This is a genomic window from Erythrobacter litoralis HTCC2594, assembly GCF_000013005.1.
Classification (GTDB): Bacteria; Pseudomonadota; Alphaproteobacteria; order Sphingomonadales; family Sphingomonadaceae; genus Parerythrobacter; species Parerythrobacter litoralis_A.
In genome coordinates, this window is sequence record NC_007722.1 from 1973820 (window position 1) to 1994882 (window position 21063).

Here is a 21063-nt window from a genome sequence, read left to right on the forward strand (position 1 = left end):
CCCCCCGATACCCGTTCCAAGAAATATGGCGAAAATTTGCGGAAGGCCTTTGCCATCCAGCGATCACCAGTGGCCGGTGCCGGGTTCGCCCTTGACCGGCCCCTTGATACGGTCGGTAATCCACCCTCCATAGAGGCCGCCCGGCTGCGGGCGGGCCCGTTCATCGCCCACGAAGCAGGCGAGCTTTGACGGGTAGAATGCGATCCAGCCTGCAATGCGGCTGTAATCCTCGGCAAGATCGTCGAACGGGTCGGGGTAGCTCCACGCCGCTCCGGTCACACGGGGCTGGCCCGGCATCGCGAGGTCGAACTCGACCGCCGCCCCTTTCCATTCGCACAGCGAAATGCGGCCGTTGGGCACCAGCCACTCTGTCTCCACATCGGCGGGCGGCAGATAGGGACATGGCGCGCCCGCGGTTTCCTTTAGATCGAGCGCCCTGTCGCTCTTGGCTACTATGACATTGTCTTGTCGAACGGTGACCGTAGCGGGAGCCGGGTCGAGCCGCGGCGGGCGGGGATAATCCCACACCGATTCCTCACCGGACCCGACTTTCTCGAGGTTCGGCGGCCTGAACCCCGCGTCCCAGCCGCTTCTGTGGCCTCGCACCCGCGCCAACAGGGCCCGCTTGTCCGGCAGGTCGGGCCAGTCGATCATTGCGGCACGTCTTCCACATAAGGCTGGCTGTCGGTGTGGGCGCACCCGGCGCGCTGTCCGTCGCCGATCTGCAGGATCGCAACATAGGGGTAGGTTCGGTCGCTCATCCCGTCGGAGCATTCACCCGGCGTGATTGTCATGTCGAAACTCTCACCACCGAGAGTTCCTGAAAAGCCAAGCCCGCCCTGCCCGGTGAACCGATCGACCCCGATGACGGTCCCGTCGATATTTTCGGGCGTAGTATAGGTGAGCCGGCCACCATCGATCGATCCGCCCCAGAACGGTTCGGTGCCGCCAAAGCGGATCACTTCTTCCGGGCCGATACCGGTGAATCCTTCCGGGGCCGTGCCCGGCGCGGCCGGTTCGCCGCCTTGCTGGCAAGCGATGAGCAAAAGGGGCGTGGCTGCGAAGATGGCTAACCGAATGGTGATGGGATGGCTCCTCAAACGGGATTGGTTTCGAATGCGGTAGCACCTGCAAGATCGAGCCAATGCTGCTTGCTCTTGGTCCACAGATGCATGGCAGGAGTAAAATCCGCCGTGTCGTCGAGCGTTCCGACCTTGATCCAGATCAGCCCGGGCGTGGCGGCCACGCGGTTGAACAGGGGCGAGCCGCAATTGCCGCAAAAATCGCGCAGAACCTCCTGCCCGCTCTCGCCATGATCTTCATATGTCTTGTATTCGCCCTCGATCGAAACGCTTCCGTCCGGCACGCCGATGATAGTCGAGAAGGCGCTGCCGGACTGGCGCTGGCAGTTCTTGCAGTGACAATTTACCGCCATCGCCGGATCGGCAACGACGCTGTAGCGGACCTTGCCGCACAGGCAGCCGCCGCTTTTCGCTTCGCTCATCCGTCCTCTCCTATGCCATCATATCGCCGCGCCGGTCCGAGCAGGAAAGCAAGGAAACCGGCAGTGAACATCACATCGCCGACCAGGATCAGCAGCAATCCTTCCGGCCCTTCGCCGGCCAGCGCACCTGGCATCAACATGCCGACGATGCCGATCTTGCCGAATACGCCTGCCCACAACGCCGGTGCCAGCCGCAAGGGCTGGATGGCGACCATCGCGTAAAGGACGCCGAAGGAAAAGACGAGCAGCGACACTGCCCGATCCTGCACCGCCGCGTCCGCCGCAAAAAGCCCGGCCGCTCCGATCGCGAAATTGTAGGCCGCAGCCAGCCACAGCATGACGATCCAATGGGACCCGAGGGCTGCTCGTATGCTCATGCGGCATGCGCCTCGGCAATGAAATCGGCTGTTCGGGCAAGCGCCTCTTTGCCTTCGGGCACGGGCAGCAACATCCAGACATGAAACATATCGGCATATTCGTGATACTCGAAATCGGTCTTGCCAAGTGCGTGGAACTTCTCGGCCAGACGCCTTCCGTCGACCAGCAGGATATCGCTGGTGCCGGAGAAGATCGCGGTCGGCGGAAGATCGGCCAGATCGCCGAACAGAGGGCTTAAACGCGGATCGTCGGGCGGAACGTCGCCCCCGTACATTGCGGCGCAGCTCTCCAGACCTACTTGCGCGAGCATGCGATCGTCCGGCTCGATAGCGGCCTGCCCCTCGGCCCCGGCCGTCGCATCGAGCCACGGTGACCACAGCACCAGCGACGCCGGCCTGGCGCCTCCATCCGTTTTGAGCATCTGCGCCAGTGCGAGGCTCATGCCCCCGCCGGCACTATCGCCCATGACGGTCACGTTTTCCGCCCCATGCCTTTCGCTCACTTCGGCGTAGAGCGCCCGCATCGCAGCAAGGATTTCAGGTGCCTTGTGCTCCGGCGCAAGCGGATAGACCGGCACCGTCGCCGAAGCACCGAGCATCTGGCACAGTCTGCACACGGTCTCGAAATGCAGCCCCGCAATATCGAGTACGTAGCCGCCACCGTGGAGATAGAGCAGGTGCGGCGCCCCTCTCTTCGTGCCCTGTTTGGGCGTAATCGTGACGACAGGATAGCCGCGGCTGGTGTCCTCGACGATATCGAAGACCTTGCTCCACTTGGCCTTCGGGCGTTCCGGTTTGCGCTTGCGCGCCTTGGCCAGCCGTTCGGACATCAGCTCCGGTTCCGAGAAGAACCTCTTGATGCCCAGCAATGGGAGGGCAAGATTGACAAGGCGGGCGCGGAAGCTGGCCATAGCTCGTAATGTCTCCTCCGTTTGGACCCAGCCTAGCGGCGGTCGACCCCGCAGCACAAGCGCGGGAGGAACCTGTGCTGGCGCCCGTCGGTTGTGCCGACATGCCCTTCACGCCCACACGCTCTGCCGGTTTCGACCGGCTTCAAGCTTTCCTGCCTGATGCCGGGCGACAATATGCGGAGACGCGCAATTACGATGACGGGCCCGGGCGCGGCAATGTGTCGCAGCTTTCCCCGTGGCTCCATACCGGGCTGCTGCGCGAACATGAGGTGCTGGAAGCGACGTTGCGCGAGCACGGCGCAAGGGCCGCCGAAAAGTTCGGCAACGAAATCTTTTGGCGGGTCTATTTCAAAGGCTATCTCGAACAGCGCCCGAGTATCTGGCGCAGCTATTGCCAGCAGCGCGATACGGCCTTGACCGCCCTTGACCGCAATGCCGGCGACCGCACCGCATACGAAGAGGCGACCGAAGGCCGAACCGGGATCGGGGCGTTCGACTACTGGGCACAGGAGCTGATCGAGACTGGCTATCTCCACAACCACGCCCGTATGTGGTTTGCCAGCATCTGGATCTTTACGCTTAAGCTCGACTGGACGCTCGGCGCGGATTTTTTCCTGCGACATCTGGTGGACGGCGACGCGGCCTCGAACACGTTGAGCTGGCGCTGGGTCGGCGGGCTTCACACCAAGGGCAAGACCTATCTCGCCACCAAAGACAATATCGCGCGCTATATCGGCCGTCATCCCGACGGGCCTCTCGATGCCGAAGGATTGGCGACCGATGCGTCGGCGCTGACCGAGCCCGAAGATCATGGGCGGCAGGCGCCGGACCTTCCCGGCCCGGCCGGCTCCGAATCTTACGCGGAACCCTATGCCCTGTTGCTGCATGACGAAGCTGCCAGCCACGTGCCGCTCGACCTACCCAAGCCTCCTGCGCTGGTCATTGGCGCAGCGCGGCCAGGTGCGCGCAGTCCTTTGCCGACCGCCAAACCGCTGCGCTCGTTCGCGCGGGATGCGGTCGCAAACGGCACCGAAGCGGCCAGAAAAGCATGGTCCTGTCCGCACGCAGAGTGGAGCCCCCAGACGCCCCTTTCCGACCTGCTAACTCCCCACGGTATCGATCTCGTCGTCACGCCCTTCCTGCCCACCGGTTGGACCCGCGATGCGCTCTGGCCCGCCCTTGCACCGCTGGCCGAGGAAGGTCGGCTTGTTCAGGTCCTGCCCGATCTCCAGCGCGCAACCTGGCCGCATGCGACGGCCGGGTTCTTCGGGGTGAAGAAGAAGATCGAAACTGCGATGCGTGAGGCCAGGATTGTCGGGGCCTGAGCGCCTGCCGGTACTCATCCCGTAATGCATGGCGCACCGCCGCTCTTGAAGCCAATCTCCCCCGAACCATCGGAACCTCATCCGCGATTTCTCGTTTTGGAGACATGGGCAAACGCAGACACCGTGCTGGGTATCGGTCGGATCGGGAAACCATGCTGACACGTGGTGCCTCGGTCGTTCTGGCCGCCGTGGGGTTTGCCCTCGCCGGCGCGGCTACGGGCTCGGCGATCGGCGACACGAGCGTCAAGTATCGCTCCGACCATACCTACATCAAACCCCAGCCGCAGATGATACGGCAAAGCAGCGTCCGTGTCGCAAGCAGCGAGCGACGGCCCGATCATTATCCCATCGAAACGCCTCAGGGCCGGTTCGAGGTTCACGAATTGCGGGAGCGCGGTCTCTATCGGAATGCGCGCTATTCACACGACGCACCGATCTACGATGGACCCGACTTCATCCCGGTGGACGGTTACACCGGGGCGGACAGGTACGACGCGGTGCGGGCACCTCGGGCGACGCTCGCGGTCGAGCCCGAAATGACAGCAGGTGTAGTCGACCGCAAGCCCGCTCACACCATAGTCGTTCACCGCGGCTCGAACGCGTCGGTAGCCACTATAGAAGCGGCGAAGACTATGCCGGACCCGGGAAAACCGCGCAAGCAGATCTTCCAGACTGGTTCGACGCAAATGGCAAACAGCGCCGCTCGAGATCGATCCCCCGAGACCGACACCGCGAGCTAAGTTGGCGGGAGGCGTGATCCAAGCGGTCACCTGACAGCCACACGACTCTATCCGATCACCACGTTCTCGCGCGTGATGAACATGCGCGAACGGGTGAAGTCGATGAAGCGCGCCTCGTCCTCGAGCAGGATGCGGGCATGGTCGGCGGCGGCGGGACTTGGCTCTGTTCCGGCGTTTGCGTCGGCGTCGGCCAGCCAGATTTCAGCCACTCCGTCGTACTCCTCGCCTTCGCCGTGGGGCATGCCGCGCGCTTCCGCACTGGGGCCGACGAGCGGATGGTTCTCTGTATGGCACTGGATATAGCGCGCGATACCGAGATGCGGAGCGGCGGCCCTGACCAGGGGCGCATGGGTCTCGCGCCGGTAGTGCTGGAACTCGTCGCGGCTGAGCGAAGGCAGGCGGTGCAGGCAATAGACGAGTTTGTGCATCACGCCGCCTCCCCCGCCGTCTGGCTGGTAGCTCCCTGCCAGTCGTGCGAGAGCAATTTCACCGTCACGCGGCCCGTCGCGACCAGGGTGCCGTCGGCATCGTGCATCGGCACTTCCGCGGCGTAGCCCGCACTGCCCTTGCGCTCCAGGTCGGCGAGCAGGCTTTCCATCGCCTCTTCAGACAGCGAGAACTCGGCAGCGACATCGCTCGCCGCCATGCGATGACAATCGACCGCGATGTCCTTGATGATCGGGAAGTATTTCGCCGTGTCGAGGATCGAGATGCCCGGCCCCGCCGCTGCGGCCTCGGCCAGCACCGTGAAGGCACCGAGATACATCACCTGCACATGATTGGCATTGGGCTCGAGCGGCATCAGGAGCCTCGAATATCCCCGCCGTTCCTCGAGACGCTGCATGCCCGTGCGCTCGACGAAGGGCACGCGGTATTGCGGTTTCGCATCGGCCATGTCCGCGCCCCTCACATCACCTTGCCGGGCCGCGGATCGTGCTTGTGGCGGCTTTCCTTGCCGAAATGGCGCGCCAGTCGCTGAGAAAGCGTCGTCGCCGCCTTTCGCGCCGCATCGTCCACAGTGGATGCGCCTTCGGTTACCCCGATCGGACGGCCGCCGCGCGGGCGGGCTTCGATGGTGCAGGCCTTGTCGTCATGTCCGTGTTTGTGCGCATTTTCATCGTGCACATGGATTTCCAACCGCGTCAGCCGATCCTCGAACCGCGCCAGCTTCTCGCGCACGCGCGCCTCGATCCGCTCGGCGACGTTTTCCGTGCCCATAACCGAACTGTCGGAATTGAACTGGACCTGCATCGGGGGTGCTCCTCTCGTTGTTGTCTATGCAATCGATATGGGAGCGGCGACGCACTATTCCAGTCAATTCCTCGGCGCACGCACCCAGTACATCGCATTGGCCTTCACATCGCGATCCTCGGTCCCGGCGCGGCGGGCGCGGACGGTGATGCGGTTGCGACCGGGATAGCCGCTCGTGTCCCACTGGAAGGTCGGGTCGGTTGCGAAGTCGCGCAGGATCACCACATCGCCGTCGCTGTCCATCGGCTGCAGGTCGAAGCGGTATTCGACGTCGATCCCCTCGGCATTGCGCGCCTCGGCCGTGAGCGTCACGAGCGTGCCGGGCGCAGAGGGCGAGCGCGGGCTTACATCGAGACTGACCGAGCGGACCGGATCGGGCTGGTCCACGAAGACGCGGGCGCGGGCCTTGATATCGGGCCCGTCGGTGCCGATCAGCCGCGCGCGCAGTTCCAGCCGGTTATTGCCGGGATAGCCGGTGGTGTCCCAAGCGAAGGCGGCGTCGTCGGCGAAGTCGCGGATCACCACCGGATCGTTGCCGGTAGTATTGCTGCGCACCGCCCACCAGAAGCGATAATTGGCCGGATCGCCGCCGGTAAGAGTCGCATCCAGCGCGACCGTCTCACCTTCGATAACACGTGTGTTGGGCGGCAGGTCGACGGTGAGTTCGACCGGCTGCGGCGCGACGGTGATGGAGACCGTGTCCTCGTAAGCGACCTCGATCGAGTTGACATAGCGTGCGGTGATCAAGTGATTGCCCTGCGTCAACGGCCCGACGGTCAGGTCTCCGCCCGTGCCGAGTTCGCCGTCGATCGAAGACGTCCACGTCAATCCCGAAGCGACCGAAACATTGTCCGACGTCAGCGCGGTCGCCGACAGCGGAACCTCTGCATCGAAAGCGAATTCGCCGCCGGCCGGGCTCGAAATGGTGACGCTCGGGACGAAGCAGGTGATCGGGTCCTCCCCCGCATTTTGCGACGCATCGGGCCGCTGGCGACGCGTGATCGTCGGCGGATGGTCGTTGATCCATTCGCACCTCTCGCGATTCCAGATGTCGCGGGCGGCCTGGCCGCTGACCAGCTCGAAGCATTGATCGAGGTTCTGGATATCGGCAGGCGGCGCATCGTCGCGCAGCCACAGCACGGTATTGTTGGAGCAGCTTTCGATACCTGCCCCGCCCGGCGCGAAGTAGCGCAGAAAGCCGCCCCCGCCCGCGCCGAGTGCTTCGCCGTCCTCAAGATCGTAGGCAAAGATACTGTTAGTGATGATTGCCTTGGCGGCTTTATCGTTGCTCTTGAAGAAATCGCCGCTGACCACCGGACCGTCGCTATCGGGGTTGCCCGAGCGGTCGAGGTACGGATAGGCGGCCACGCTCATCAGCAGACGGTCTATCACAACGACATTGGACGACGTCGGTGCGGACGTGCTGGTGTTCCGCATCGAAATTCCGTTGAAGCAGCCTTCGAACAGCGAGTCCGAGATGGTCCCCGCATTGCTCGGATCGTTCTCAATGCAATCATCGCGCCCGATGGTGAGCCAGACGTTGCGGATGGTGAAATCCTGCGCCGTCGCGGCGGTGCGGATCCCGTCGAGCACACGCACCAGCCGCGCGCCATCGACGATGGTATTCGACATGTCGAATCGGCTCGGGTCGGAGCTTCGGATCAAAATCGCGGCGCTGTTGCATTCCTGCTGGTAGATAGCGCCCCAACTGGCATCGAGCGGGATATTGCCGTGCAGGAAAGGTCGCTCGTAGGTCTGGAACGGATCGTTCGGCGTGACATCGATCTCGCGAAAGCGCGCCTGGAAGGGGTAGCGCTCCACGGGATCGGTGCCTTCGGCGCAGGACGGGCTCGGCAGGCTCGGATCGGGATTACGCGAGGTGTCGTAATACCAACTCCACAGGCTGAGGTCGTAGGTCTCGCGCTCTTCACCTGGATTGCTGCCCGCGATCGGAAAAACGAAGGCCTCGTTATCGAAGACCCGCTCCTGGTCGGTGCCTTGCGCGGACACGGCAGTGCCGGCGAGGGCGGCGGTGGCCAGAGCGGTGGTGGCGAACATCTTTGCGAGCATCGATCTCTCCCCTGTTGGCGCATTCGCCGCGCAGTTTGCCGGCGAACGCATGGCCAAACCTATCGGCGCCTTGCCGGCGCGAATAGGATGAAAGCGCCGAAATGGAGGGAACGCGAAACTGAGGGTCGTCACCGAAACCGCATGAGACATGGACCACGTGGACCACTGCCCAGGCGCGAAACGCCGCATCGTGTGACTGTGTGGCGGCAAAACGTGACTGTGGGTTGCAATGCGTCACTCTGCGCGCGCGAAGCGTGACTATGCTGCGACGCGGTGTGACTATACGGAGGCGAGACGTGCGACGCGGAAACCGGCGAAGTGTCATCCTGCGAACCCACCGGCCGGTCACCGTCCCGGCCCCCTGGCGAGCAATGGATGGACCGGCTTGCGCACCCCTCGCGCCTGCGCCCGCCGCGTCCACTTGTCGAGCCTGGCATCCTGCATCGCCAGCTCCCAATACTCGGCGAATTTCGGCGCTCGCGCACGCAAGCGGTAGGCCGCCTGACGGCTCATCCCGACGGATCGCGCCGCGCGCGCGACCTGGCCATGCTCGGCCAGGAGTTTGAGAAACCGCGCCGCCTTCTCCCCGGTCCAGCGGGTGCGGTCGGGCGAAGGCGTGTTTGGCGCAGGATCGGAGGGGTTGTTCATCCGGCACGCTAAGGCAGATTTCGCGCGTGTAGGAAAACCTTTTGCTTCCCCGTGCGTTGCATCCCCAGCCCCTACCCCTAGGAGACCCCCAATGGCCGACCGAACGATTTCTGACATTGCCACGAAGCTCAAAGCGATCGACGTCGCCATGCTGGTGACCAAGACCGGCAGCGAGGACGCCATCGCCGCGCGCCCGATGTCCAACAACAAGGATGTCAGCCGCGAAGACGGCACCACTTTCCACTTTGCCACCGACGATGGCCGGATCGACGACGACCTCAAGCGTTCCGACCAATGCGGCGCGACCTATAGCGAAGGCGATTTCTATTGCGCCGTGCAAGGCACCGGCAAGCTTCACCGCGACCGCGCGACGCTGGAACAACACTGGGTCCCGGACCTGGAGACATGGTTCGAGAACGGCCTCGACACCGAGGGTCTGGTGCTCATCGAAGTCACGCCCGCCCGCATCGCGTGGTGGGAAGGCCGCGAGCAGGGCGAACTGACGCCCTAGGAACTGCGTCCGGCCGCTTCTTCCGCGTCGCGGGCATCGCTGGCGGCTTCGCGCTCGGCGGCGCATTCTTCGGCCTCTTCGGCGGCGCGGGCCCGTTCCTTCTCGCGCACGATCTTGTCGCGCTGTTCGGCGACGGAGCGCGCCTGTTCGGCGAGGCCGCGCCAGGTCTTCTCCGCGCGCAATTCGCGCTCGCGCACATTGTCGAGCTTGGCAGCCTTGGCCGCAGCGGCGGATTCCTTGGCGCGGGCGGTATAGAATTCGTAGGACTGGTGCATCGGCATGGCGCTCCGCTGGAGGAATGATCCCCCGGCCGAGGCGGCAAAACCGCGCCGGCCGGGGGCGTGTCTAGCGATTGCGGACGATCAGTCGGCAGCGCTCAGGTTGACGGCGCTTTCCTTGCCGTTGCGGCCCTGTTCGACGTCGTAGTTGAGCCGCTGCTCCTTATCGAGCGTCTGCATGCCGGCTGCCTGGACGGCAGAGATATGCACGAAGCTGTCGGCCGAGCCGTCGTCGGGCTGGATGAAGCCATAGCCCTTGTCTTCGTTGAAAAATTTTACGGTGCCAGTCTTGGCCATGATGATGTTCCTTTCGAGAACGTGTTGGTTGCCGCGCCGCAACATGCGGAGCAGTCGTGCGTCTAATCGTTCAAATGAAAGGGAAATCGTCGCCTGGTTTACGCCGGGGCCCGGTATGCGCAGATGAGCGCGGGGCAAGCGGCGGTATGCAAATTTCGAAGTCCGTCGCAAATTTCGACGTCAGCGAGGAGGATGTAGCACGGAATGCGCGAAACGCCTAACGAATGCTGCGTGAGCGCGCCCGTCACCATCCTCGTCGATGCCGATGCCTGTCCGGTGAAGGAGGAGGTCTACCGCGTCGCGGACCGCCACAAGGCCCATGTCCGCGTGGTCAGCAACAGCCCCTTCCGCGTGCCGGTGAGCGAGCGGGTGAAGCGCGTGGTGGTCTCGGATAGCTTCGACGCGGCGGATGACTGGATCGCGGAGAATGCCGGGCCGCAGGCCGTGGTCGTCACCGCCGACATCCTGCTGGCCGAACGCTGTCTGAAAGCTGGCGCGACGGTGCTGCGCCACGACGGCCGCGAGTTCGACGCCGCCAGCATCGGCAGCGCCATCGCCACCCGCGCCATCATGGAGGACCTGCGCGCCGGGATGGACGGCGTGGGAGGCGGCCCACCGCCGTTCCGCAAGGCGGACCGGTCGCGGTTCTTGCAGGCGTTGGATCGGGTGCTGGTGGGGATGGGGCGGGGGTGAAAGCTGCCAAGCAGGGATGCCCGCCGATTTCGCTATCTATTCCCTGCAACCGGCCCATAGTGGCACCGGGGCATCCCGCCCCGATTGGAAGAGATAATGGCCAAAGGCCAGCAGAAGAAGAGCCGCGAGAACCGCAAACCCAAGCAGGAAAAAGCCAAGACCAACGCCTCCAACCCCAGCACCAAACCCGGCAGTATCAAGGAGCTGGAGAATATGCGCAACAGCTGACGGCTGCACGAGGGCGGAACGAGCCCCGCTGGTTTTCACGGATTTTCAAAGTATCGCGACTAATCTTTGTGAATGGAAACGGTGAATTACCTGCTCGACCGCCCGTTCGTCTTGCTGATCGTGCTATTGATCGGCGCGGTGATCGGGATCGTGTTCGAACGACAACTGGCCTATGCCGACCGGGAAAAGCGCAAGGCCTATTGGCGCGGGCGCAATGCGCAGCGTTTCGGCAAGAAACCCGGCGGCGCGATGAAGACCGGGAGCGAACCCGAAGTCACGCGCTCGGATTTCGCTGCCGACCAGTTGAAGACGGTCAGTCGCGCGAAATTCAGCTCGCGCAGCCTGCTCAACAAAGCCGAGGCCAAGGTGTTCGACGCGCTGGATAAAGCGGTCGTCGCGCGCAATCCGAAATGGCAAGTGATGGCGCAGGTATCGCTGGGAGAATTCCTCGCCAGCCCCGACAAGGACGCCTATTTCGCGGTCAATTCAAAGCGTGTCGATTTCGCGCTGATGGACGAGAACTGCCGGGTCGTGCACGCGCTCGAATACCAAGGATCGGGCCACCACACCGGCACAAGCGCCGCCGCGCGCGATGCGGTGAAGAAGGAAGCGCTTCGCAAGGCGGGCATCGGCTATCACGAGATCATCGCAGGCCACACCACGCCGAGCGAACTCAGGGCGCTGGTGGAGAAGCTGGTTCCGGCGGGTTAAGCAAATCTATGAGGCTCAACCACTTATTCTCCGAGATAGGATCGATACGAGAGAGGGATCTAGCGGGCTAGTGTCATCATTAACCACCCCGTCTTGCGTAGGTCGAAACAAGGCTGCGAGTACAATGGCCTCATGCTTCTCGTTGACCAACTCGTCCTCCCTAAAGGCGAGAAATGTTTGCGCGAAAGCTTTCCGCTCTTCCGCATCCGAAGCCAAGTGCCGCGAACTAAGGTAGAACTTATTGAGGGTCCGGAGAAGCCAAAGCACCAATGAAGCCACTAGTAAGATCGAGCCGATCGTCAAAGGCCCCTTCGCCGACCAGCCGTTGACACAAGAACCCTCCGCATCGCAGCGCTCTATAAAGAATGAATTGGCTACTTGGTCGCCAAGAAACACGACGAGGAGCCCGACTCCGATCACAAAAGCTATCCCCGAGCCAATAAGCCATCGCTGGGTCTTTGAGGCAGCCGCTCGATGATTCATCGCGCGGCCTTCCCAAAGCGCCACCGCGGACTTATACTCTAATTGCTTAGTATAACGCTCATAGGTATCCGAGAATTGACGATTCCATCGTTCTCGGTCCCTTTCGAATCGGTCGGTAGCTATACGGCTGCCGCTTGCTGCCATATCCCTAATTTGCGTTCGATCTTCCTCAAGCTTAAACACTTGCGCGCGAGCCTTTGCGAGCGCCCCTTGCAGCAGTTTCGATTTACGCGTCATGTCGGCCTTGAGGGCGCTGAGCTGACTTTTTACTCGATCAGTAGAGATCTGCACCGCTTTTGTTTCTGCAACACTTCCGGCCAGCTCAGCACCACCCAGTAGGGCCAGCCCCCGAAGATACTGGTCAAACACCTCTCGATGCCGGAAGTTGGAACCTTGAATAGAGTTTTGTGCGGTGAATGGACTTTGGATCCATCCATTCGAAACGAAAAACGCTAGTACAAGGGCACGGTATGTGTCGTCGTCGCCCTCCTCCAACGCATCAAAAAACAGCTTGCCCGCGCTACTCGAAGTTGGCGGGAGAAAATCTCGAACGTCATCCGGATTGAAATCTTCCGCCTCGATGTCATCAAATTGCTCTAAATCAACGTGTGCTCTAGCGTAGCCGAAAGGCAAGCTCACATCTGCTCCGTCAAGGCTCCTCCAAATGCTCGATTCTTCACGAAGTAAATGCAATAATTCAGCTTTTGAGTCCGCAGTCCACCGTCTCGCAAATACGAATTTGAGGCTTACCTGTTCGCGTGCCACTTCATCTTCCTTCCGCGTGATAGCGGTTATGATGACGGATGCGGTCAAATGTCTAGCGATCAGCCCTATCAATCCTCAGGCAAATAAAACTTCTCGCCCTTCTCGCGGTAGACTTCGCTCATTTGTGCTTTGCACGTCTCCGCGCTCCGCGGGAGCGCTCCGACTCCCCCCATGCCCTCGCGAGGGTCAGTCCGCCTCGCTTTCGGGTAGGTAGAGCCTCTCGCCCTTGGCCTTGTAAAGTTCGGCCATGTCGGACATTCCCTCGCGCGCTTCCTCGGCCTCTTCGGCTGAGGTTTCGCGCTTGATGTTCTCGCTCGCGAGATAGCTGTCCGAGTTCTGCTTGGCGGCAAAATCCCGCACTTCCTGGGTGATCTTCATCGAGCAGAATTTCGGGCCGCACATCGAGCAGAAGTGGGCGGTCTTGGCGCCTTCTGCGGGGAGGGTCTGGTCGTGGTATTGTTCGGCCGTGTCGGGGTCGAGGCTGAGATTGAACTGATCCCGCCAGCGGAATTCGAAGCGGGCCTTGCTCAGCGCGTCGTCGCGGACCTTGGCCGCAGGATGCCCCTTGGCGAGGTCGGCGGCGTGGGCGGCGAGCTTGTAGGTCACCACGCCCACCTTCACATCGTCGCGGTCGGGCAGGCCGAGGTGTTCCTTGGGCGTGACGTAGCAGAGCATCGCGGTGCCATACCAGCCGATCTGCGCCGCGCCGATGCCGCTCGTGATGTGGTCGTATCCCGGCGCGATGTCGGTCACGAGCGGGCCGAGCGTGTAGAACGGCGCTTCGCCGCACGCCTCCAGCTGCTTGTCCATGTTCTCCTTGATCTTGTGCATCGGCACGTGGCCGGGGCCTTCGATCATCACCTGCACGTCCTGCTCCCAGGCGCGCTTGGTGAGCTCGCCCAGCGTGTAGAGCTCGGCGAACTGGGCTTCGTCGTTGGCGTCGGCGATGGAGCCGGGGCGCAGGCCGTCGCCCAGCGAATAGGCGATGTCATAGGCCTTCATGATCTCGGTGATCTCGTCGAAGCGCTCGTAGAGGAAACTCTCCTTGTGATGCGCGAGGCACCATTTCGCCATGATGGAGCCGCCGCGCGACACGATGCCGGTGACGCGCTTGGCGGTCATCGGGACGTAGGGCAGGCGCACGCCGGCATGGATGGTGAAATAGTCGACGCCCTGTTCGGCCTGTTCGATCAGCGTGTCGCGGAAGATGTCCCAGGTCAGGTCCTCGGCGATGCCGCCGACCTTCTCCAGCGCCTGGTAGATCGGTACGGTGCCGATGGGGACGGGCGAGTTGCGGATGATCCATTCGCGCGTGTCGTGGATGTTGCGCCCCGTGGAGAGGTCCATGACGGTGTCCGCGCCCCAGCGGATCGACCAGACCATCTTGTCGACTTCCGCCGCCACATCCGATGCCACGGCGGAGTTGCCGATATTGGCGTTGATCTTGACGAGGAAATTGCGCCCGATCGCCATCGGTTCGGTTTCGGGATGGTTGATGTTGTTGGGGATGATCGCGCGGCCGCGGGCGACCTCGTCGCGCACGAATTCGGGCGTGATCTCCTGCGGGATTTCGGCGCCCCATGCCTGCCCGTCGGGCGCGGTTTCGAGCTTCGCCCGGCCGACATTCTCACGCTCAGCGACATATTCCATCTCGGGCGTGATGATGCCTTTGCGGGCGTAATGCATCTGGCTGACATTCTGGCCCGGCTTCGCGCGCAGCACGGTCCTGGCCACGTTGGGGAAGGCCGGGACACCGCCCGAACGGTCAGGGCCGAGTTGGCCGTTATCCTCCGGCTTCACTGCGCGCGCGGCATATTCCTCGACGTCGCCGCGGCCCATGATCCACTCGCGCCGCAGCGCGGGCAGGCCGGCCTGGATGTCGATGCTCACCTCGGGGTCGGTATAGGGGCCCGAGGTGTCGTAGACCCGCACCGGCTCCTCGCCGCCCTCCAGCTGGATCTCGCGCATGGCGACGCGCACGCCGGAACCCGTGCGCGCGCCGACATAGATTTTCTTTGAACCGCGAATGGGCCCCGTGGTGACGCCGATCTCGAGCGGGGAATTGATGTCTGCCATGGTCAGTCTCTTTCAGTCGATCAGATGGTTTGCAGCCGCGAAAGCGCGACGAAGATGAAGGCGGCCCCGAGCAGCGCGGAAAGGCCCGCCCACACGCGCATCCGCTTGCCGATCAGGCTCTTCCAGATGCCCATGAAGCGTTCGCCGGCTGCGAGGAGCAGCATGCCCTCTGCCACCATCAGCCCGCCGATGACGGAGATGACGACGCTCAGCCAGTCGCCCTCGCGCCACGGCGAGACGAGATAGATCGCCGCGCCGAGCGAAAGGCAGAACAGGCCGGTGAGGAAGAGCGTGGCGGGGCTGCGCTCGATATCCTCGACCATGCGCGCCCACATGCCCGGTGCGCGCAGCTCGCCCACACCGGCGGCCAGCGAATAGAGACCGATGAAGAGCGCGATCCAGGCGGGGGTTTCGGAATAATCGGCCATGCATGCTCCAGCGTCGCATCCGCAGCGCGCGAGGAGGCCGAAGGTCCAGTGGCGTTACGACCACCCTTCCCTCCGCCCGCGCTAACGGGATCAGGTTCAACGGGTCGGGTGGAGACTATCCCACCCCTCTCAGCCGGTCTGGCTCCCCGGGGATGGGCAGGGTGTAATGCGGGCTTGCGCGCCTGTCCAGCGGCGCGGCTACGGCTGGATGCCGGCGGCGCGCTCTTCCATATCGGTGATGAGGCCGTCGCGGTCAGTATCCACCCGGTCGAAATTGGCCTGAGTGGCGATGCGATATTCGACGAGGGTGATGATCCCGTCCCCGTCAGCGTCGAACTGGCTCATCATCGGCGTGGCATCGACGCTGGCCGCCGACGGCTTGGCGAGCGCCGCGAATTCCGCCGTGTCGAGCATTCCGTCGCCATTGCGGTCGAGCTGCGCAAACACGCGCTGGTTCTGCCGCAGGGCTTCGGCCTGCGCCGCCTGCTGCTGCGAGGCGATGATTTCCGCAGCGACGACCATGCCGTTATTGTCCCCGTCGAGCCGCTGGAACTGGGCATCCATCTGCGCGATAAAGGTCGCCCGGTCGAGCGCTTGCCCCGGTGACGGGGCGGCTTCCTGCGCCGACGCCGTACCGGCCAAGGCCAAAGCGACACATGCCGCAGTCACTGAAAGTGTTGCCCGATTCAAACGCATCTATTCATCCTCGATCCTGTTGCCACCCGAGCCAAGGCGATAGCGCCTGCTGGGTCAAGGGGCTCAGGTGAAGTCCAGCCCCTTAAACTCGCCTGAACTGCGCCACGCCGCGATATAAGTGGAGAAAGCGGGTGCGCCGCCGGAGTGCCCGACACTGTACCTGTCGCGATCGCGCAAGCGCTTGTCGCTCTCCTCGGCATATCCGGCCTACAGCGCATCCTCGTCGATGGTGCCGAAATCCGGTGCTCTTCTCGCCATGACCGCTGTCTCCTCACAAACAGGGTGACACATTCGTCTCTCTATGCAACCTTTTGTGTCGGAGAGAGGAGAACCCCATGGCCACTGCCGCCACGGATGCGAGGGCTATCGCGCCGGTCGATGTCAGCCGCGAAGCGCTCTATGTCGAAAATCGCTGGCACGAGCCCTTCGCGCAACTGCGCCGCGAGATGCCGGTCAGCTGGACGCCCGAAAGCCCCTACGGCCCCTATTGGTCGGTCGTGACGCACGAACTGGTGAGCAAGGTCGAGCTCGATACCGAGACCTTCTCCTCCAGTTGGGAGCGCGGCAATATCACTATCGCCGACCCGGCGCCCGAAACCAACCTGCCCAATTTCATCGCCGCAGACCCGCCGCTGCACACCGCGCAGCGCAAGGTCATCCAGCCGGCCTTCGCGCCAAGCCAGATGCGGATTCGCGAACAGCAGGTGCGCGAGCGCTGCGCTTACCTGCTCGACAAGGTGCCGGTGGGCGAGACGTTCGATTGGGTCACCGAAGTCTCGATACCGCAGACGATGGGCATGCTGTGCATCATCTTCGGCATGGACCCCGATGCCGAGAGCGAGGATCTCAAGCGCTGGTCGGATTTTGCCAGCGGGGTGGGCGAGAACAGCCAGACCGAGGAATACCGAGCCGAGTGGCTCACCCAGATGCACGCCATGCTCGCGCGCTTCGACCAGTTGCTCGACGAGCGGCGGCAAGCCGAGCCGGGCGATGATTTGCTCAGCCGGATGGTGCACTCGGAAGCCATGGGCAATCTTTTGCCGATGGAGCGGCTGGCCAATCTCGCCCTGTTGTTGGTCGGCGGCAACGACACGACGCGCAATTCGGCCAGCGCCATCGTGCGCGGGTTCGATATGTATCCCGAACAGCTCGACGTGCTGTATGGCGACGCCTCGCTGATCCCCAATGCGGCGCAGGAAGTGATCCGCTGGCAGTCTCCCGTGCTGCACATGCGGCGCACGACGACCCGCGATACCGAGCTCGCCGGGCAGCATATTCCCGAGGGCGAGAAGGTCGTGCTGTGGTATATTTCCGCCAATCGCGACGAGGCGGTCTTCGAGGATGCCGACCGTTTCGATGTCGCGCGCGCCAATGCGCGGCGGCACCTCGCCTTCGGCCACGGCATCCACCGCTGCGTCGGCGCGCGGCTGGCGGAAATCCAGATCGGCACCTTGATCGAGGAGATCGTGGGTCGCGGCTGGCGGATCGTCCCGCAAGGCGAACCGACGCGGCAGGCGAGCCCGTTCCTGCGCGGATTTACGTCGATGCCGGTGAAGATAGAGCGGCGGGGCTGAGCGGTGTCCTACAGGCTCTACGGCGCGCTCGCTTCGCCCTATTCGATCAAGATGCGCGCCGTGCTGCGTTATCGCCGGATCGTCCACACCTGGCATGATGGGCCCGAGCGGCAGGAAGCGCTGAACCAGGTGCGCGCGCCCGTCATCCCGGTGCTGCGGTTTCCCGACGGGCGCTACGCCAACGATTCCACGCCGCTGATCTACGAGCTGGAAAGCCTGCATTCCGAGCGCGGTATCGTGCCGCCCGATCCTGCCATGGCCTTCCTCGCCCACCTGATCGAGGATTTCGCCGATGAATGGCTGACCAAGGCGATGTTCGGGTTTCGCTGGCTGGCCGAGGTCGACCAGGTCCAGATGAGCCGCTGGCTCGCCTTCGACATGATGCATGGCGGCGGGCTGGAGGCGAGCCAGGCCGCGGCCGAAGCGTTCCGCGCGCGGCAGGTCGGACGGATGGCGATCGTCGGCTGTACCGAGGCAAACTTCCCGCTGATCGAGGCGTCGAAGCGGGTCGTGCTGCGCGCGCTGGAAGCACACGTAACGGACAGCTTCTTCCTGTTCGGCACGCGGCCGAGCCTCGCCGAATTCGCGCTGCTGGGGCAGCTCTCGCAGCTCGCCACCGACCCGACGCCGCAGGCGATGATGCGCGGCGATTTTCCCTATACCTACCGCTGGCTGGAACATCTGGACGACCTGTCGGGGGTGGAAGGCGCCTGGGCGGGCGAGCCGGCCGCAGCGGCGCTCCAGGTCGCCCGCGCCGCTGGGGAAGTTTATGCGCCTTTCCTTGCTGCCAATGCGGCGGCGCTGGAGGCGGGCGAGAGCGAGTTCAGCTTCACCGCAATGGACAAGCCCTATTCGCAGGGCACCTTCAAATACCAGGCCAAGTGCCTCGCCGATCTGCGCGCGCGCTACGCCGCGCTTGGCACCGAGGACAGAGCCCGCGCCGCCGACTGGATCGGCCCGGCGTGGACCGACTTGCTGGATTCCTAGGAGAGACCGAGAATGCCCTTCCGCATGACCGAGATGGTGGGATGCGAGTTTCCGCTCTTTGCCTTTTCGCATTGCCGCGACGTCGTCGCAGCGGTCAGCCGCGCGGGCGGCTTCGGGGTTGTCGGCGCGGTCAGTTCGACGCCCGAGCAGCTCGAACAGGAGCTGTCGTGGATCGACGACCATGTCGAGGGCAAGCCCTATGGCGTAGATGTCCTGATCCCCGAGGTGCAGGCAGTGAAAATGGACATCACTGCCGACCAAATCATCGCGCAAATCCCCGAGAAATACCGCGACTTCACCCGCGCGATCCTGCGCGAGGCGGGTATCTCGGAAGAGGGCGCCAATTTGCACGGCGGCTCGCAGCGGCCCAACACCTCGCTGGGTCAGGAATTGCTGGAGGTGAGCTTCAACCACCCTGTCCGCCTGATCGCCAATGCGCTGGGCACCGCGCCGCCGGAGATGATCGAGGCGGGCAAGGAGCATGGCATTCCGGTCGCCGCGCTGGTCGGGGCGAAGGAGCATGCGATGAAGCAGATCAAGGCCGGGGTCGACATCATCGTCGCGCAGGGCGGCGAAGGCGGCGGGCATTGCGGCGAGGTATCGACCGTCGTGCTGATCCCCGAAGTGCTCGACGCGATTGCCGAGGCCGGCGCGGACATCCCGGTGCTGGCGGCAGGCGGCATCATGGACGGGCGGCAGATGGCCGGGATGATGGCGATGGGCGCCGACGGCGCGTGGTGTGGCAGCGTCTGGCTGGCGACCAGCGAGGCGGAAACGACCGAGGTCTTCCGCGAGAAGATGATCGCCGCCACCAGCCGCGATACGGTCCGCTCCAAGCACCGCACCGGTAAATACTCTCGCCAGCTACGCAGCGAATGGCATCGCAAATGGGAGGAGGCCGAGATTCCCGCCCTGCCCATGCCGCTGATGATGCTGCTTTCCGAGCCGACCTTGCGCGCGATCGACCAGGCCAGCCTCAATGGCAATCGCGCAGCGCAGGAACTGGCGACCTATTTCGTCGGCCAAGGCGTCGGCATGGTCAGGGAGCAGCGCGGCGCGGGGCAGGTGGTGCAGGACTTCAAGGAAGACTTCGCCGCCAGCTACGAGCGGATGATGGGATTGCTCGAATGAATGAACTGGGAGACGACGGGTTTTTGCCGCGCGTCTGTATCATCGGGGCGGGCTGCAGTGGCTTCACCACCGCCAAGCGCCTGCAGGATTACGGCATCCCCTTCGATGTGTTCGAGGCGTCGGACGATATCGGCGGCAATTGGTACTACAAGAACCCCAACGGCATGTCGGCCTGTTACCAAAGCCTGCATATCGACACGTCCAAATGGCGGCTGGCGTTCGAGGATTATCCGGTGCGCGAAAACTGGCCCGATTTCCCCAGCCACGCACAGTTGCTCCAGTATTTCCATGATTACGTCGATCATTTCGGCCTGCGCAAGCACATCCGGTTCAATACGCGCGTGGAGAAAGCGCGGCGGCGGCCCGAGGGCGGCTGGGACATCACGCTGTCGGACGGCGAGACCCGGCGCTACGACGCACTCGCCGTCGCCAACGGCCACCACTGGGCGGCCCGCATCCCGGACTATCCCGGCGAATTTACGGGCGAGCAAATCCACAGCCACGCCTATTCGACCCCGACCGACCCGGTCGACTGCACCGGCAAGCGCGTGCTGGTGGTCGGCATGGGTAACAGCTCGATGGATATCTCCAGCGAGCTCGCCCAGCGGACCGTGGCCAGCAAGCTGTTCGTCTCGGCGCGGCGCGGGGTCTGGGTGTTCCCGAAATATATCGGCGGCCAGCCGTCCGACAAGAACCCGGCCCCCGCCTGGATGCCGCGCTGGATGCGGCAGAAGGTGGGCGAGCGGATCATGCGCAAACTGCTCGGCAAAATGAGCGATTACGGCCTGCCGGAACCCGACCACGGCATGTTCGCCAACCATCCCAGTGTCTCTGGCGAATTTCTTGTGCGCGCGGGTTCAGGCGATCTCACCATGAAGCCAGGAATCGAGAGCCTCGATGGCGATGGCGTGGTGTTTGCCGACGGCAGCCGGGAGCAGGTCGATGTCATCGTCTGGGCGACCGGTTACGACATCCGCTTTCCCTTCTTCGACGACCCGGCCTTCACCGCCGACGCAAACAACCGCCCACCGCCACTGTTCAAGCGGATCATGAAACCCGACGTACCCGACCTATTTTATATGGGACTGGCCCAGCCGTTGCCGACACTGGTCAATTTCGCCGAGCAGCAGAGCAAGCTCGTGGGCGCCTATCTGGCCGGCCGGTATGCTCCGCCTTCGCCCGAGGAGATGCACCGCATCATTGCCAAGGACGAGCAGTTCAACACCGGGCAGTTCTACACGTCGCGCCGACACACGATCCAGCTCGAGTTTGATCCCTATGTCCGCGATCTGGCGAAGGAACTGAAGGCCGGGGCCAAGCGCGCGGCGGCGCAAGGCCATGCCCTGCCCGTCGAACTGCGAGCGGTGGAGCCGGCCTGA

General features: G+C 63.6%; 26 protein-coding genes and 1 riboswitch. Of the genes, 10 read left to right on the forward strand and 16 right to left on the reverse strand.

Translation table 11 applies throughout. The features are described 5' to 3' along the window. Nucleotides 1–63: 63 nt before the first annotated feature. From EL2594_RS09570 to EL2594_RS09590, 5 genes are read right to left on the reverse strand one after another with little or no spacing between them, the layout of a single operon-like run. A complete protein-coding gene (locus EL2594_RS09570; protein WP_011414860.1) occupies nucleotides 64–654 on the reverse strand; it encodes a DUF427 domain-containing protein in 591 nt (196 codons plus the stop codon). Next, nucleotides 651–1046 carry a COG3650 family protein gene (locus tag EL2594_RS09575; protein WP_011414861.1) on the reverse strand — a complete coding sequence of 132 codons (396 nt, stop codon included), beginning with the start codon at nucleotides 1044–1046 and terminating at the stop codon, nucleotides 651–653. Before EL2594_RS09575 ends, EL2594_RS09570 begins: the two co-directional genes overlap by 4 nt. A gap of 50 nt (nucleotides 1047–1096) precedes the next feature. Next, complete coding sequence (locus EL2594_RS09580) at nucleotides 1097–1504, reverse strand: GFA family protein (RefSeq protein ID WP_011414862.1); 408 nt, start codon at nucleotides 1502–1504, stop codon at nucleotides 1097–1099. Then, nucleotides 1501–1881, reverse strand: coding sequence for a hypothetical protein (locus EL2594_RS09585; protein WP_041685246.1), 381 nt, complete (start codon nucleotides 1879–1881; stop codon nucleotides 1501–1503). Before EL2594_RS09585 ends, EL2594_RS09580 begins: the two co-directional genes overlap by 4 nt. Next, nucleotides 1878–2792, reverse strand: a complete 915-nt coding sequence (locus EL2594_RS09590) for an alpha/beta hydrolase (RefSeq protein WP_011414864.1) — start codon at nucleotides 2790–2792, stop codon at nucleotides 1878–1880. Before EL2594_RS09590 ends, EL2594_RS09585 begins: the two co-directional genes overlap by 4 nt. A gap of 74 nt (nucleotides 2793–2866) precedes the next feature. Between EL2594_RS09590 and EL2594_RS09595 the strand changes: the two genes are divergently transcribed. Beyond that, a complete protein-coding gene (locus EL2594_RS09595) occupies nucleotides 2867–4117 on the forward strand; it encodes an FAD-binding domain-containing protein (protein WP_233994260.1) in 1251 nt (416 codons plus the stop codon). 152 nt (nucleotides 4118–4269) lie between these two features. Next, nucleotides 4270–4857 carry a hypothetical protein gene (locus EL2594_RS09600; RefSeq protein ID WP_011414866.1) on the forward strand — a complete coding sequence of 196 codons (588 nt, stop codon included), beginning with the start codon at nucleotides 4270–4272 and terminating at the stop codon, nucleotides 4855–4857. Nucleotides 4858–4904: 47 nt separating this feature from the next. Here EL2594_RS09600 and EL2594_RS09605 read toward each other — a convergent pair whose 3' ends face one another. From EL2594_RS09605 to EL2594_RS09625, 5 genes are all read right to left on the reverse strand, one after another. Beyond that, nucleotides 4905–5285, reverse strand: coding sequence for an EthD domain-containing protein (locus tag EL2594_RS09605; protein WP_011414867.1), 381 nt, complete (start codon nucleotides 5283–5285; stop codon nucleotides 4905–4907). Next, nucleotides 5285–5752 (reverse strand): PaaI family thioesterase, encoded by a 468-nt coding sequence (locus tag EL2594_RS09610; protein ID WP_011414868.1) that lies wholly within the window; start codon nucleotides 5750–5752, stop codon nucleotides 5285–5287. The genes EL2594_RS09605 and EL2594_RS09610 overlap by 1 nt, the downstream gene beginning before the upstream one ends. An 11-nt stretch (nucleotides 5753–5763) precedes the next feature. Next, the gene (locus EL2594_RS09615; RefSeq protein WP_011414869.1) at nucleotides 5764–6108 is read right to left on the reverse strand and encodes an HPF/RaiA family ribosome-associated protein; all 345 of its coding nucleotides are present in this window, start codon (nucleotides 6106–6108) and stop codon (nucleotides 5764–5766) included. A 63-nt stretch (nucleotides 6109–6171) separates the two neighbouring features. After that, nucleotides 6172–8178 (reverse strand): hypothetical protein, encoded by a 2007-nt coding sequence (locus EL2594_RS09620; RefSeq protein WP_011414870.1) that lies wholly within the window; start codon nucleotides 8176–8178, stop codon nucleotides 6172–6174. 345 nt (nucleotides 8179–8523) lie between these two features. Then, nucleotides 8524–8826, reverse strand: a complete 303-nt coding sequence (locus tag EL2594_RS09625) for a hypothetical protein (protein ID WP_011414871.1) — start codon at nucleotides 8824–8826, stop codon at nucleotides 8524–8526. Between the two features lie 91 nt (nucleotides 8827–8917). Between EL2594_RS09625 and EL2594_RS09630 the strand changes: the two genes are divergently transcribed. Then, nucleotides 8918–9337: a pyridoxamine 5'-phosphate oxidase family protein gene (locus EL2594_RS09630; protein ID WP_011414872.1), complete on the forward strand. Its 420-nt coding sequence runs from the start codon at nucleotides 8918–8920 to the stop codon at nucleotides 9335–9337. Here EL2594_RS09630 and EL2594_RS09635 read toward each other — a convergent pair. After that, the gene (locus tag EL2594_RS09635) at nucleotides 9334–9618 is read right to left on the reverse strand and encodes a hypothetical protein (protein WP_011414873.1); all 285 of its coding nucleotides are present in this window, start codon (nucleotides 9616–9618) and stop codon (nucleotides 9334–9336) included. The genes EL2594_RS09630 and EL2594_RS09635 overlap by 4 nt on opposite strands. 81 nt (nucleotides 9619–9699) lie before the next feature. Then, nucleotides 9700–9912 carry a cold-shock protein gene (locus tag EL2594_RS09640; RefSeq protein ID WP_011414874.1) on the reverse strand — a complete coding sequence of 71 codons (213 nt, stop codon included), beginning with the start codon at nucleotides 9910–9912 and terminating at the stop codon, nucleotides 9700–9702. A gap of 204 nt (nucleotides 9913–10116) precedes the next feature. Here EL2594_RS09640 and EL2594_RS09645 point away from each other — a divergent pair, with 204 nt between their 5' ends. The 3 genes from EL2594_RS09645 (at nucleotide 10117) to EL2594_RS09650 (ending at nucleotide 11544) form a co-directional block, all read left to right on the forward strand. Continuing rightward, on the forward strand, nucleotides 10117–10605 hold the full coding sequence (locus tag EL2594_RS09645) for a YaiI/YqxD family protein (RefSeq protein WP_011414875.1): 489 nt from the start codon (nucleotides 10117–10119) through the stop codon (nucleotides 10603–10605). Between the two features lie 96 nt (nucleotides 10606–10701). Further along, nucleotides 10702–10833, forward strand: a complete 132-nt coding sequence (locus EL2594_RS15750) for a hypothetical protein (protein ID WP_011414876.1) — start codon at nucleotides 10702–10704, stop codon at nucleotides 10831–10833. A gap of 72 nt (nucleotides 10834–10905) precedes the next feature. Continuing rightward, a complete protein-coding gene (locus EL2594_RS09650) occupies nucleotides 10906–11544 on the forward strand; it encodes a DUF2726 domain-containing protein (RefSeq protein ID WP_011414877.1) in 639 nt (212 codons plus the stop codon). Between the two features lie 15 nt (nucleotides 11545–11559). On the opposite strand, the gene EL2594_RS14930 is transcribed toward EL2594_RS09650, so the two are convergent. From EL2594_RS14930 to EL2594_RS09670, 4 genes are all read right to left on the reverse strand, one after another. After that, nucleotides 11560–12840, reverse strand: coding sequence for a DUF6161 domain-containing protein (locus EL2594_RS14930; RefSeq protein ID WP_049762475.1), 1281 nt, complete (start codon nucleotides 12838–12840; stop codon nucleotides 11560–11562). A 138-nt stretch (nucleotides 12841–12978) separates the two neighbouring features. Beyond that, nucleotides 12979–14868 (reverse strand): phosphomethylpyrimidine synthase ThiC, encoded by a 1890-nt coding sequence (gene thiC / locus EL2594_RS09660; RefSeq protein WP_011414880.1) that lies wholly within the window; start codon nucleotides 14866–14868, stop codon nucleotides 12979–12981. A 20-nt stretch (nucleotides 14869–14888) separates the two neighbouring features. Then, on the reverse strand, nucleotides 14889–15296 hold the full coding sequence (locus tag EL2594_RS09665; RefSeq protein ID WP_011414881.1) for a hypothetical protein: 408 nt from the start codon (nucleotides 15294–15296) through the stop codon (nucleotides 14889–14891). A 50-nt stretch (nucleotides 15297–15346) separates the two neighbouring features. After that, nucleotides 15347–15455: riboswitch (TPP riboswitch) on the reverse strand. Nucleotides 15456–15494: 39 nt separating this feature from the next. Then, nucleotides 15495–15965 (reverse strand): EF-hand domain-containing protein, encoded by a 471-nt coding sequence (locus tag EL2594_RS09670; protein ID WP_233994261.1) that lies wholly within the window; start codon nucleotides 15963–15965, stop codon nucleotides 15495–15497. Nucleotides 15966–16327: 362 nt separating this feature from the next. Between EL2594_RS09670 and EL2594_RS09675 the strand changes: the two genes are divergently transcribed. The 4 genes from EL2594_RS09675 to EL2594_RS09690 are packed head-to-tail and all read left to right on the forward strand — an operon-like array spanning nucleotide 16328 to nucleotide 21063. Further along, a complete protein-coding gene (locus EL2594_RS09675; protein ID WP_011414883.1) occupies nucleotides 16328–17566 on the forward strand; it encodes a cytochrome P450 in 1239 nt (412 codons plus the stop codon). A 3-nt stretch (nucleotides 17567–17569) separates the two neighbouring features. Then, the gene (locus EL2594_RS09680) at nucleotides 17570–18553 is read left to right on the forward strand and encodes a glutathione S-transferase family protein (protein WP_011414884.1); all 984 of its coding nucleotides are present in this window, start codon (nucleotides 17570–17572) and stop codon (nucleotides 18551–18553) included. A gap of 24 nt (nucleotides 18554–18577) precedes the next feature. Continuing rightward, a complete protein-coding gene (locus tag EL2594_RS09685; RefSeq protein WP_233994262.1) occupies nucleotides 18578–19684 on the forward strand; it encodes an NAD(P)H-dependent flavin oxidoreductase in 1107 nt (368 codons plus the stop codon). Beyond that, a complete protein-coding gene (locus EL2594_RS09690; RefSeq protein WP_011414886.1) occupies nucleotides 19681–21063 on the forward strand; it encodes a flavin-containing monooxygenase in 1383 nt (460 codons plus the stop codon). The genes EL2594_RS09685 and EL2594_RS09690 overlap by 4 nt, the downstream gene beginning before the upstream one ends.